Source organism: Steroidobacter sp. (genome assembly GCF_016790065.1).
GTDB lineage: Bacteria > Pseudomonadota > Gammaproteobacteria > Steroidobacterales > Steroidobacteraceae > Steroidobacter.
In genome coordinates this window covers 1-13,378 of the sequence record NZ_JAEUPY010000667.1, presented here as the reverse complement: position 1 = coordinate 13,378, position 13,378 = coordinate 1, and the positions used below count along the sequence as shown (strand labels likewise).

The window sequence follows — 13,378 nt, the reverse complement described above, 5'->3', positions numbered from 1 at the left end:
TGAGACTGCTTCAAGCAGGCAAACGCACGTTGCTTCGAACTCAGATCCAACCAGCGACTGAACCTCGCCGCACGCGTAAGCATGCGCACCAACGGACGCGGATGCGCGTTGTTGGAAAGCGCCTTCAACGCTGAGATGTAGTCGTCCCGAAATACCGTTGGGATGATGATGCGCGTAAGTCCGGCCTGAGTTAGAAACATGTTCATGGCGAGCCGTAACGTGCGCCCGTTGCCGTCGGCGAACGGATGCACCTCCGCTACGATGAAGCTCGCGAGGGTCGCACGCTGTGACGGCGTCGGCGCGCTCATCATGATTTCGTAGCCCTTCTCCAGCGTGCCTAAGACCAGATCGGGAGCCACGAACATCGTGCTACCGGCACGGTTCGCTTCCGCCTTGAACTCGCCGGGATGCTTGGACGTGCGTGACTCGATAACCTCGCGGTTCCACGCTTGCAACTGCGCGGCGAAGGCAGCGAATGTTTGCGGAATCGTCGGGCTCGCCTTCGAACGCAGGATCGCTTGATAGGTGCCGAGAATGTCATGCGAATCATCCTCGCGATACTTGAGCGGACGGCCGTTAACGACAATGTCATGCGCCTCCTCGAGTTCGAATTCAGTGCCCTCGATGTAGTTCGAAAAGTAGGTCTCGACGAAGGCCTGGACGTGGATATCGGCACGTGGGTCGGCGAGAGCGACTTGCACAGGCTCCCGCTGCAACTCTTCGGCTAACGTTTGAAACAACGTGAGCCGTGAATCGTCATATGGCCGGCCCGCGGCTCGTGCAATCGCCGCCCGAGCAGTCAACCGCGCAGTGCGCGTGCCGAGCAGCGCGCCGATGACGGCATCGAGCTGCTGAAACTGAGGATCGAGCCCGAGGGGGTTGGCAATTTCTCGAGCGGAATCTCGAATCTGGTTGACCGCACTGCTTGCGTCGCGTGCGATGAAACGTTCGAGCCAGGCCTCGACCCCGGCAGCGCCGAGCGTGCGACGCTCATTTGAAGTACCGCGACTGGCGGTGAGATTCTCGAGCAACGCGCGAGCTTGACTAGATATCTAGACGTCGCCGGCAAATGTCGGAACCCGCATGTCGCTAGCTAACGGCCCCGTGCCCTGCGCGATCCGTAAGGTCACACCGGGCAAAACGAAGTCACGGCGATTGGCTCCCGTCAGAAAGACGCTGCCGGCTGCCGTCGGTCGTCCGCCATCCAGCGCCGAGCGATGGGATATTACGGTGCCAGGCGCCACCAGCGAGCACAGCGCGAAGAGTTCACGGCGGACAATAGATTCCAGCGGCTGTACGAGGTCATCGGTATAGATGCCTGGATAAATACGCCGCAGCTGACCCTGCTGGGCCAGCCGCTGCAAACGCCGCGCCTGCGTTTTGTCATTCCCGGCCACGACCAGCGGCATGTCGCCCAACCCCGCCTAACTGAGCCTAAAACCGGCCCGCCCGTCGCTATTCTACGCGCAAATACCCGACTTTGTCGCAAATCTACTCATAAGCCGGCCTGCCGTCGCCCCGGCCTAGGTGCGTGGCGAACCAAGCGACGTAGCGACCAAGCAGGTCCCGCTGAAAGCTCGGCCGGCCGATACCGTGATGTTCGCCCGGATAGATCACCAACTGCGTCGGCACCTTCAGGCTTTGCAGCGCTTGGTACATCTGCTCGCTGCCGACGATGGGGACATTGAAGTCTCGCTCGCCGCCGACGAAAAGCGTGGGTGTGCGGATCTTGTTCGCCTCGAATAGCGGATACGACAGCTTCAACCAGCGCTCGCGATCCACCCACGGCGGGGTGATTTCGTGGTCGTACACGAACGAATACATGTCCGAGCCATAGAAAGAGATCAGGTTGCCGTAGCCAGCGCCGGCGATGGCGGCTTTGAAACGAGCGTCGCGGGCGATCACGTAGTTGGTCATGACGCCGCCATTGCTCCAGCCACCGACCATCAGCCGTTCGGGATCGGCGATGCCTCGCGCGATGGCCTGGTTCACCCCGTCGAGCAGGTCCGTCAGATCCTTGTTGCCCCAGTCAGCGAAAGTGCCGTGGCCGAACGCGGCACCACGGCCGCTGCTGCCGCGATAGTTGATTTGCAGCACCGCATATCCCTGCGCCACGAACAGCTGACGTTGGAAATGGAAGCCATGAGAATCCTGGCCGTAAGGTCCGCCGTGAATCCATAGCACCGTTGGCAACTTGCCGGTGACGTTGTTCGCAACCGAGCTCGGTCGTGTCAACAAACCATAGATTTCAGTGCCATCCCGAGCGGTGAACTGGAAATCTTCCGTTGCAGCCAACGCGACATCCTTCAACCAGCCTTCGTTGTGGCTCGTGAGTTGACGAGCCGTGCCCCGCTCCAGCGCATACAGCTCTGCAGGCTGTGTGCTCCGACTCGATAGCAGGATGGTGCGATCGGCACTGGTGACAAAGTCACTCACTGATCGAACACTCTTCGTGAGCCGCTGAACTGCACCGCCAGTCGCAGCAACTTGCGCCAGGTACGACTCGCGGTTGTCACCCACGAGGAAGCGAATGAATCGCCCGTCCGCCGAGAATCTGGGACCGTCGACATCCCGATCCAGGCCGCTTGCTGGATAGCGAATCGTTCCGTCCGTCACCGACACGACCGCAAGCTTGTAAGGCCCGTAGTAGGAATAGCGCGGCTCGCTCCCTTGCAGATAGACGATCGCGCGTCCATCCGGGCTCCATTCCGGCACCAGATCTCGGCCGGGAGATGTGCTCAAGCGACGAGGCGTAGCGCCGGGTCGTGCGTCGGCCACCCAGATGTCATCGTTGATGGTGCGATCCCACTGCTCATCGCGATTGCTCACGAAAGCAAGCTGCTCACCGTCCGGCGACCACACGGGTGAGCTCTCAGCAAAGCGCGCATCAGTAGTCAGCGCCGTCAGAGACTTCGTCGCTACCTCGTACAGATAAATTCGTGCGGGACGCACCCCACGATGCAAGTAGCCCTCGCCATCGTCCTTGAATTGATACCGGTCGATGACATACGGCTCCGGCCGCTGCTCATCGGCGCCATCGGTATCACGGACGACCAGTGCCAATCGCTTGCCGTCCGGAGACCACGCATATTCAAACAAGTCACCCTTAATCTCTGTCAGCGGCTCCGCCTCGCCGCCCCGGCGATCCAGCACCCACAACTGCGTGCTTTCGACCTCACCTTGCTTGCGTGCAGCCAGAAACGAAAGATGCTGCCCACCCGGCCGCCAACGCGGCGAGCTCACCGCCTTGCGCTCATGCGTCAGTTGCAACCGCTCGCGTCCGTCGACACTCATCTGCCAAAGCTGGACGCGGCTTTCGTCAGCTGTGAGATCGAGGCTGCGTACGAGGTAGGCAACCCAGCGCCCATCCGGCGACAACTGCGGTTCGAGGACGGTCTTTACTTGTGCGAAATCGTCGACTTCCAACCGCCGCGACACGCCCTCCGCTGAAACTAACACTGGACTGCAAACGACCAACGCAGCAACAAACGTAACCACTCGTCTCATCGAACCAACTCTCCCGTATCGTGCGCGACTGCGGATCAATCAAGGACAGGAGCGACCCCGCACGATCACGCCCGGCAACGTTCGGCCACCGCAGAGCAAGCGAGCTTCACTGCTTTGACGCAGATACTTGTCGAAGAACTCCAGCGTGAGTCGATTGCTGGCGTCATGCACGAAACTGGGCTCGCGTGCGCCCGCCGGTCCGGCCAAAAAAATCTTGCGAACGGGCTCCGGCATGATCAGCGACTGATCCGAGAAGTGCATGTGCCCGCCGCGATCCAACGTGACGTCGTACCAATCCGTTTGCATTCGAGCGTACAGCTGCCATGGCTGAGTTTCCGCAATCAGGCGGCGTTCGCGCTCGGCGGCCGGCTCGTCAGGGTGATACGCGAACGGCTCGTCCGAGTGAACCACCATGATGGGTCGAGGCGTTCCCGTTTCTTGCACGTCGGTGAACAACCAACCGTCCAGGTTCACAGCGGCTTTGATTCGCGGTTCATCGCGGCTCGCTTGCAGGGACAGCGCGCCTCCCAGCGACCAGCCCATCGAGCCCACGCGCTCCAGATCCAAACGACCATAGAACCGATTGCCTCGTTCCCGATCCATCTGCTGCAAGCGATCGAGCACGAAACCAATGTCCTTGACGTGCACCGGCATCAAGCGTTCGACATAGCGCTTGATCGACGCGCGAAAGTTCTCAGTCGGAGTCAGCTTCTCGCCTTCCTCATCCGTGAGTTCCGGGTTGTTGGTCTCCAATCGATACGCCGTGCCATCCGGAAATCGTTCGATCCCCGTGCTCTCGGTATGACTGATACCCACCACCACATAACCGTGGCTGGCTAGGAACTCGGTCTGGAACGTGGCACTAAAGGCAGCAAACCCGGCACCGGGGTTATAAAGAATCACCGGGAAGCGCCGCGGCTCGGGTGCCACAGGCGCATCGACCACGGAGTTGGTTCGCACGTTGACGACATCATCCAACCAGCCGGCATAGACCCAGTGAGCCGTCGGATGGTCCCGAAGCAACTCCGTCTGACGCGCGTACAACCCTGGATGCAGCATATAAGGTGCGCGAGCTGGATTACCCTTGTACGCAGCCGGATACCAAACCTGCACCATCAAGCGTCGCCGGTCAGCGGGATCGAGTGTTGTCGTCTCCTCCCGCGCCGCATCGACCCACATCTGTTCGAACGTGCCCGTTTGATATGGGCCGCGCACTTGGTTAGCAAACAAATCGACCGGCACGGGCTGGGCAGCCAATACACAGCCACTCAGCGCAGCCGCGCATAGCCCCACCCAAGTGGGCATCAACTTTCTCATAAAATGATTCGTCAGAAGTCTACGTTGACTCGCGCATAGACATAGCGTCCGCGCAGATCGTTCTCGTAGATGTTGTAGTCGTTTCGGAAGATGATGAACGGCAGCTCTCGGTCGAAAGCATTCTCCACGCCCAAGCTGAGTTTCATGGCGCGGGCCGGGAGCCAGTCGACTTCGTGTCCATCCTTGCCGAGCGTGTAGCTCAGCTGAAAATCTGTGGTGGCGTAGAACGGCACCTTGCGGTCGATGGGATCGCCGCTGGGTGACAGGTCGCGATAGCTACTCATGAAGTTGTACTGCGAAGACAGCGACAACGCGCCGTGCGTCCAATCGATTCCGACCAAGCCACGCGTCTTCGGCAAGGCGCCGGTGGAAAAGAACGGCCCGCCCGCCGGGTCGGTGCCGCCAGAGATGTCGACCAAACCGCCGCTACCGTCCTCTACTTCGAAAGACGCCATGCGCGCGAGTCCTACATCGACGGTAAACGTACCAATCGGCAGCGTGGGCAGCACATAGTTCACGCTGAGCTCGTAACCGGAACTGCGTCGTCGACCTGCATTGTAGAAATACGTCTCGACGATCACGTCTTCGCCCGCGGGACCGATGTCGACCCCATACGTCACGAGGCCGCTTTCGTTACCATCGAGCACGCCTTGCGGAGAGGTGGTGCCGGGTACCAGATCGTTCTGCTGAATACGAAAATAGTCGAGCGCAACGGTCAGTCCGGGGATGGCGTGCGGCGTAAACACCGCGCCGATATTCACCGTCTCGGACGTTTCTGGTTTGATGTCGGGCGTGCCTGAGTCATAGATCAGCGCTTCGATTGGATCGCCGGTCTCCGGGTCGAGCAACACGTCGCTATACGAGTAGCGAAACTCATAGGTGGCGTACTCGAGATACGGCGCAAGGAATGCCTCGGCATACGAGGTTCGCAGTATCAGCTGATCATCCCAAGTCGAGAATCGCAACGTCGCCATCGGCGTCGAGGTCGTGCCGAAGTCGCTGTAGTCCTCGTAACGACCGGCCAGTGACAGTTCCAACGGACTCGAAGCGGCACCGCCACTCGACTTGATCAGCGGCACGCGAACTTCGGCGAACACCGAGTAGATGTCTCGCGATAAATCGTATGGACCCGCGGTGCCTAATCCTGCCCAACCGCCCACTCCCGTCAGCGGATCGAACTCGACCGCGACCTGCTCGCGACGGTATTCGCCGCCGATGGCTGCCTGCACCGTGCCGGTCGGCAGATCGAACAACGGTCCGCTGGAGCGGATGTCGGCGATATCTGCGTCAAAATTGATCTCATAGCGACTGGTGCCGCGTAGCCCGTCGAACTGAGCGTCGGTGTTGCAGGCATTGCAGAACGGATTGAACGCCGTCGGCCCGTCGCGATTGACCGCCTCAATCAAGCGCGAGGTGATGAACTGCCCATGCTGCCGCTGGATGACTTCGCTGCGATACCAAGTCAGCGCCGACTCCAGTTGCCAGCTACCGATTTCGCCTCGCACCCCGCCGCTGAGCCGATTCGTACCGGCCGTGTGCTCCGAATGGGCACGACCCAACTCGGTGGTGCGATATCTCACATCGGTCAACTCTTCGCCGAACGGGTTATACGGGTTGCTGGCCGGAATCGGCCCGACGGCACTGAAGCTGATGGAGCGCGGCGCGTTCCAGACATTCTCACGCATCTGAAAGAACATGCCGGTGGCGAAAAAGGTGGCCGCGCCGCCCAGCAAGTCGTGCTCGAAGTTGCCGATGATGGTGAACCGCTCTGGATTGGAGATGACACTCGGATTGCCGGCGCCGTTGGTATCGTAATTATCGGTTTCCGCATTGAAGGGCCGATAGTCGGCCGGATCGAGCGAGTAGCTGCCACGCCCCACCCGCGTCGGGTCGGCGATCACATTGCCCAACCCAGTTACACCACCGATACGGCCGGGGCTACCGATGGAACTGCGCTCGTCGTAACCGCCGAAGCGACGGCGATCGCTGGTCGAGGTAATTTCCCGCTGACTCGCGCGGATTTCATCGCGCGTCATCCTGTTACCCAAGAAAAAGAATCGCGAGTTCTCGCTGTTGAAGCCACCGTAGAAATTCAGATCGGTGGTGGCGCCGCCGCCCTGCGTCGTATCGCCATAAGTGAGGTTCGCGCCGAGACCGTCGGCCGATGACTTGAGAATCACGTTCACAACGCCGGCCACAGCGTCCGAGCCATACACCGCCGACGCGCCGGACTTGAGCACTTCGACTCGTTGGATGGCGTCCGCCGGAATCGACAACGCGTTGGCCGGATCGTTGGCGGACAAGCGACGGCCATTCACCAACACCAACGTGTACTGCGCACCCAAAGCACGCAAGTTGACGAAGCCACGGCCGCCTTGGTCCTGTTCTGCCAGCGCGCCGCCGGTCATCGAAGGGTTGTTGGCCAGCACGTCGGACAACGAATTGGCGCCTGTCTTGTCGATGGATTCGGCGGTGATGACCTCAACCGGAGCGCCGCGTTTTTCCGGATCGACCGACGAGACGATGTTGGATCCGGTGACGACGACTTCTTCCAACTCCACATTGCGTGCGTCGAGCGCCGCCGTGGGCACATCGCCGCGAACCGGCACAGCGATGAGCATGGAACCCGTGGGCGCAATCGTCAGCTGCAACTTGGTTCCTTGTAGCAGCAACCGAATCGCGTCGGGGACGCTGAGATTGCCCCTCACTCCCTTGGTGGCCACGCCCTGAACCTGCTCGGGGCGATACACCAGGTCGGCGCCGGACTGTTTGACCAGCGTATTCAACGCCGTCACCAGATCGCCTGCGGGAATGTCGACGGAATATTGGGCAGTAGGCGACTCGGCAAACACCGTTTGCGAGACACCGTTGATGCCTAGCATCGCAATGGCCACCGCGGCTGCAATACGCATGATTCTTCTGCCCCTCGTTGTAATTGTCCGGTGCTCAATTAAGACGAGCGAGTGCGCCTCACCCCACACTCGTAGCAGAAAGTTGCCGTGAACTTGACTTAGTTTCCCTTGATCACGATGCGGTCGTCGCGCAGTTCAGTGCGGACTGGATAGCCATGTTCCAGTAACCAAACGAACTCATCGACGTTGGAAGAGCGGAAACTGCCAGCGATGCGCAACGCCGCGACCGAGGAATCATCGATGACGATCTTGCGCTGGTTGTAACGATTGAACTCGGCAATGGCGCTCGCGAGCGTCGTATCGCGAAACACGAGCACACCGCCGCGCCAGCTCACGTAGTCCAGCACTTCTTGTAGCGGCTTCTCTTGGACGATGACGCCCTCGCCCTTGGTTCGTGCGATCGTGCCTGCCGGCAAGGCGGTCATCGCCTGGCCAGCTTGATCTGTGTTCGAGACTTTCACCGCGCCTTCAGTCACCACGACCTGCACGTCATCGGCCACTCGCCGGACCGAGAACTTAGTGCCGACCGCGACGACCTGCCGATGTCCCGCGCTCACGATAAAAGGCCGAGCCGCATCCTTGGCCACTTCGAAATACGCTTCGCCCTGCGTCAGATTCACGCGCCGCTCTTGGGCCGTCACCTCGACGCGTAGTTCAGTGTCTGTATTGAGAGTAACCACCGAACCATCCGACATGGGCACCGAGGCGAGGCCGCCCACTGGCGTCGTGAACCGCCCCTGCTGCCAGAATGCAATCCAACTGCCCACACCGACGGCTATCAACAACGTGGCCGCGACCGCCCAGAGCGTTCGCCGCGTACCGGTCTTCTTACTAACGACAGGGTTGGCTTCGAAGAACGGCGACAACACCCACTGCCCCGGCGGCGGTGGCACGTCAGTAGCACAACCCGCGCCGAGCGCTTTGAGTCGTCTCGCCTCCTCCCAGCCATGCTCGATGCGCAGATAGGTCACATTGTTGAGCGTCGATGCGTTCAACCACTCATCGAACGCGACATCGTCAGCCGCCGTCCATGAACCCGAATCCCGCCGGGCCAACCAGTCACCCGCGGCTTCTTCGGCCCGTATCGCCTCACTTTTCATGGCGCTCTCCCTGCTCGATGTCGTTCTGCGCCGCCGAGTCGGCCCCGACGCGCGTCGCGCCCGGATCTCCACCCAGCATGTAATTGGTCAACAAACGACTTCCTTTGGACACATGTCGTTCCACCGTTTTCTCATCGACTCCCAAGCGCTGCGCCACCTCCTTTTGCGGCAGCTCCTGCACTCGGCGCAGCCAAACCACCTCGCGACACTTGGGCGGCAATAAATCAAAGCCACGGGCCAGACGTTTGATCTCGTCCCGTGCAATCACCCGGCGTTCCGTTGAGAGTTCATCCACCGAAGCGTGCAGCACTTCGCTATCGCCCACAGCTTCGATCGACACCACTCGCTCGCGGCGCAGTTTGTCGACCATCAAATGGTGAGCGGTCTTGAAAAGAAAGGCTTTGGCGGAGGACGGCCGCGCCTTGGTCGCCGCTTCAAAGACGCGGACGTATGTTTCCTGGCGCAAGTCGGTCAGTTCCTCCCGCTTGGGCCACACGCGAGCGAGGTAGCGCATGAGTGCAGCCTCATGGGCGAGGACCTCGCGCTTGAACCACGTTTTTAGGGGCTCTTCCACACGGCTAAGATACGCCTGGCAGCCAGGCACTGACAGCCCAAACCGCCCCTAACAGCAGCAAAGAATTTTTCGCGAACCAGTGTGGGATTTTCAGGCGCCGTTCGTCGTGGCCTGCTCTAGCCTTACAGCCGCTTGAATCCGAGCCCGTGAATACGGCCGCTGTCGATGCTGAAGCCGTTGACCTTGCCTTTGGCGTCGCGACTGAATTTGATACGCAACATCATCATCTCGGATGAATAGAACTCGTCCTTGCCCACCGGCAACAGCACTCCCGACATGCGCCGCATCGGCCAGACCAGCTTGCCGTCCTGGATCGACAGCGTTTGGGTCGAATCCACTTCGTCGCCGTGATAACTACCGGCGTATTCCTTGAGCTGCGCGGCGGTGAGCGTGATCGGTTTCGGCTCGGGCGGCATCTCGGATGCCTTTTTCTGCTCCGGCGGGCCGAGCTTGACGCCGTCCTGTTGCAGATAAAGGTCGGCGATTTTCCAGCTGATTTCTACTGGATTGATGTTGCCCAGGTTGCACAAGCAGATGACGCTCACGCGCTGCTCGGGGAAGCGCACCATCTGTGTACGGAACCCCAAGAAGCCGCCGGCATGATGCACGACCGGCACGCCGCGATAGGTCGCTGGAAACAACCCTGCCGCGTATTGAGTCTCGGTGCCGTCATCCAGCTTGCCCAGCGTGGTCATCAGTTTGGTGAAGCCTTTACCGCCCACCGTCTCGTCGTAGTAGTTCTGGTCCCAACGCGCCAGATCCTCGACAGTGGTCAGCAGGTTGCCATCGCCCACGGCATCAATGTTCTTCATGAGCTGGCGGACATTGCCCGGCGTCTTCTCCTCGTAGCTGATCACCCGGCCCTTGATGACTTCACGATGATCGTCGTCGAAGTGCGAGTGAGTCATGCCCAGCGGCTTGAAGATGTTGTCCTCGGCGAAACGGCGCAACGAGGTGTTGGTGACGCGACCGACGATCTCAGCCATCAACGCATAATTGGAATTGCTGTACTCCCATTTGCTGCCGGGGTCGAAGTTCAGATTCTTCTGCAGCGAAACCCAGCGAACGGCATCTGCGTTGCCGAACTCATCCTCGTGGCTGCGGCCGGCGTACAACATCAGCTCCAGATAGTCGCGCAGGCCGCTGGTTTGATAGACCAGATGCCGGACCAAGATGGGATGAGCGTAGCGAGGAACTTCGGGGATGAACTTGCGAATGTCATCGTCCAAGGACAGCTTTCCCTGGCGGACCAACAACATGATGCTGGCCGCCGCAAACTGTTTCGACGTCGACGCAATGTAGAACACCGAGTCAGTGGAAAGTTTGGTGCCCGTCTCCAGGTTGGCTGAGCCATAGCCACGCTTGTAAACCAGCTGTCCATCCTTGATCACGCCCAACGCGCATCCCGCAGAGTCCGGCTTGTCCCACTGAGTGAACAGCTCATCCACTTGCTTGGCGAACGGCGCAGGAACGTCGGCAACGGTCTGCGTCAGAGGCGCCGCGAACAGCAACGTGGCTACAGCAACAGAGAGCTTGTTCATCTTTAGAAGTTCGCACCCAAGTTGATACCCACCGTCCGCGGCCGCAATCGAACCGCATTGGGTTCGAACACATCCACCCAGGCCAGCGCTTTGCTATTGGTCAGGTTGTTGACGTAAACGCTGACATTGAAGCGCTCGAACTCGATGCCCGACTTGATGTTGACCTGGGAATAATCGCCGCCTTCCAACCCCTGCGAATTGATCTGGCCGTAGAAGCCACCCACATACGCCCAATCCAAGCGCGTGTAGCTTTCGCGTTCTCCCAGTTGATAGTCGTACTGCAGTCCGAGGCTCGCATTAACTTTCGGCGAGCCCGGCAAACGCGCACCTTTGGGACCCAGCGCAGGCACGGCAGACGTAAGTTTCGCTTCCGTGTACGACGCTGAGAAATCCGCACGCAGAGCAGGATGCAACAGATAGGAACCCTCGACCTCAGCACCGCTGGTCTCGGCCGAGCCGGCGTTCACCGTGAGACCGAAGCCGCAAGCCGCCTGGATGCCGAGGAACACAGGAATACCTTCCCACTTGGTGTGATACACGGAGGTATTCAACGACAGCCGTCGAGTCAGGCCCATGATCTTGCTGCCCAACTCGTAACTATCGAGCGAATCGGACTTGATGCGCGTGGAATTTCGCAGGCCCAGCTCGTCGTGGATACCGTCGCCATTCAAGTCGCAAGTCGAGGGAAACGGCGATGTCGGACTGCCGAGCCGAAAGCCTTGGGCCCATTGCAAGTAGATCATGGCGTCATCGCTGGCACGATAAGTCAGGTTGGCCTTGAAGTTGGTGCCGCTCTCATTGGAACGCAGCCTGACATCGGGAACGCCTGCGGTGAGCGCACCGACCTCGGAATTGTCCGTTCTTTGATCCACATCGTAGTCGTAGTAGCGAGCACCCAACGTCAGAGTCAGCTGCTCCACGATGTCGTAGCCGACTTCGCTGAACACCGCCTTCTGCTGGACCTGGTTGAAGGCGGTTTGCGAGCCCAGAAAATTGGTCGGCGTGGGATCGAAAGGATTCCGATCGGCCGCACCCAGCCAATACAGCAGATTGCTCGACTCCGCATCAGTGTCCTGGAAGAACACGCCGCCGACGATGTGCAACGGCCCCTGGAACTGCGACACGAAACGCAGTTCTTCGGAGAACACCTCGTATTCGGCTGGCACCAGATGCCCCACCGGCGTGGTCTCGAAGAACGTGCCTAGAAAATTACGCACGGTATCGGAGCGCTGCTTCACCGAGGACGTGGAGGAGCGCAGGCTGCCCCAGCCGAAATCGTAGTTGAGTTCCAGATTGGCGATTCTGAGCTCATCGTCCATGGACTCCTCACCGAAACCCGGCGACTGAAAGCGCACTTGCTGATAGTCACCCAGATTCAAATTGACCTCGGTGCGGCCGTCGACATGAGTTTTTTGATAGGTGTAGCTCAGGTTGGCCGAGAAATCCTCGCTCAGTTGCCACAGCGCCGAGAAGCGCGCGCCAGTGGTATCAGTTTCGCCACGATGCCGCTCGTCGAAAACGATGGCGCCGGCGGCAGCTGCAGCCGCAGCTTTATCCGCGTTGCTGGCGGCGACGTTGTCGATGTAGCCGCTGTCGTTGAACTGGTAACCCACCATGCGCACGGCAAACACATCCTGCACCACCGGCACGTTCAAATCGCCTTTCAGGGACTGATTGGCGCCGCCCAGACGGCTGGTGTTGGAAAAACCGATCTCGACATTGCCACCCAGGGTGGCGAGATCCGGTTTGTTTGGAATGATGCGCAAGGTGCCGCCCAGCGACCCCGAACCGTACAGCGTGCCCTGCGGCCCCCGCAGCAGCTCCACTCGCTCGATGTCCACCATCTTCAAATCGCTCGAGCCGTTGCCGCCGCCTGCACTACTGCCCAGTCCGGTGATCGGCGTCTCGCCGAAATACGTGCCCACCACCTTGCCTTCGAGCTGCGGATCGGCGGTCACACCTCGCACGATGATGGTATTGCGACCGGCACCGTAGTCGATGAAGTTCACACCCGGCATGGTGCGAAGGAAATCATTCATGTCGACGAGATTGCGCTTCTCCATCGCATCCTGCCCGTAGGCCGAGATGCTCATGGGCACATCCTGGATACTCTCGGAGCGTTTCTGCGCCGTCACTACGATTTCATAGAGCACGTCGTTCTCGGTCTTGTCTGCCGCAGAGGAACTGCGCTCCGCCGGTGCCGCGCGAATGAGCAATACGCCGCTCGGAGTTCGATTGGCTTGTAATCCGGAGCCGGCCAACAACAATCCCAACGCCTGCTCGGTGGTATAGGCGCCGGAAATTTCCGGGCTCTGCTTGCCTTCGACCAGCTGCTGCGAAAACAGAATCTGTTCGTTAGCTGCTATCGACAGCGCTTTGAGCGCTTCAGACAAAGGTTGCGTGGGGATGGCGAGGTTGTGAGTGATG

General features: G+C 59.9%; 9 protein-coding genes. All 9 read right to left on the bottom strand.

Annotated elements, in window-relative coordinates; translation table 11 throughout:
* The coding region (locus JNL55_RS27550) for a Fic family protein (protein ID WP_293862222.1) at positions 1 to 1,031 on the bottom strand (1,031 nt) is incomplete at its 3' end.
* Positions 1,032 to 1,052: 21 nt separating this feature from the next.
* Positions 1,053 to 1,409, bottom strand: coding sequence for a hypothetical protein (locus JNL55_RS27545; RefSeq protein ID WP_293862219.1), 357 nt, complete (start codon positions 1,407 to 1,409; stop codon positions 1,053 to 1,055).
* Positions 1,410 to 1,491: 82 nt separating this feature from the next.
* Positions 1,492 to 3,507 (bottom strand): alpha/beta hydrolase family protein, encoded by a 2,016-nt coding sequence (locus JNL55_RS27540; protein WP_293862195.1) that lies wholly within the window; start codon positions 3,505 to 3,507, stop codon positions 1,492 to 1,494.
* Between the two features lie 39 nt (positions 3,508 to 3,546).
* Positions 3,547 to 4,824: an alpha/beta hydrolase family protein gene (locus tag JNL55_RS27535; protein ID WP_293862192.1), complete on the bottom strand. Its 1,278-nt coding sequence runs from the start codon at positions 4,822 to 4,824 to the stop codon at positions 3,547 to 3,549.
* Positions 4,825 to 4,835: 11 nt separating this feature from the next.
* Positions 4,836 to 7,736 (bottom strand): TonB-dependent receptor, encoded by a 2,901-nt coding sequence (locus tag JNL55_RS27530; RefSeq protein ID WP_293862189.1) that lies wholly within the window; start codon positions 7,734 to 7,736, stop codon positions 4,836 to 4,838.
* A gap of 98 nt (positions 7,737 to 7,834) precedes the next feature.
* On the bottom strand, positions 7,835 to 8,836 hold the full coding sequence (locus JNL55_RS27525; protein WP_293862186.1) for a FecR family protein: 1,002 nt from the start codon (positions 8,834 to 8,836) through the stop codon (positions 7,835 to 7,837).
* A complete protein-coding gene (locus JNL55_RS27520; protein ID WP_293862183.1) occupies positions 8,826 to 9,440 on the bottom strand; it encodes an RNA polymerase sigma factor in 615 nt (204 codons plus the stop codon). The genes JNL55_RS27525 and JNL55_RS27520 overlap by 11 nt, the downstream gene beginning before the upstream one ends.
* A gap of 92 nt (positions 9,441 to 9,532) precedes the next feature.
* Positions 9,533 to 10,951 (bottom strand): serine hydrolase, encoded by a 1,419-nt coding sequence (locus tag JNL55_RS27515; protein ID WP_293862180.1) that lies wholly within the window; start codon positions 10,949 to 10,951, stop codon positions 9,533 to 9,535.
* Positions 10,952 to 10,953: 2 nt separating this feature from the next.
* The coding region (locus JNL55_RS27510; protein WP_293862177.1) for a TonB-dependent receptor at positions 10,954 to 13,378 on the bottom strand (2,425 nt) is incomplete at its 5' end.

Coding starts and splice junctions, on each gene's coding strand:
- JNL55_RS27545 (WP_293862219.1), bottom strand. CDS start 1,409: ATGCCGCTGGTCGTGGCCGGGAATGACAAAACGCAGGCGCGGCGTTTG.
- JNL55_RS27540 (WP_293862195.1), bottom strand. CDS start 3,507: ATGAGACGAGTGGTTACGTTTGTTGCTGCGTTGGTCGTTTGCAGTCCA.
- JNL55_RS27535 (WP_293862192.1), bottom strand. CDS start 4,824: ATGAGAAAGTTGATGCCCACTTGGGTGGGGCTATGCGCGGCTGCGCTG.
- JNL55_RS27530 (WP_293862189.1), bottom strand. CDS start 7,736: ATGCGTATTGCAGCCGCGGTGGCCATTGCGATGCTAGGCATCAACGGT.
- JNL55_RS27525 (WP_293862186.1), bottom strand. CDS start 8,836: ATGAAAAGTGAGGCGATACGGGCCGAAGAAGCCGCGGGTGACTGGTTG.
- JNL55_RS27515 (WP_293862180.1), bottom strand. CDS start 10,951: ATGAACAAGCTCTCTGTTGCTGTAGCCACGTTGCTGTTCGCGGCGCCT.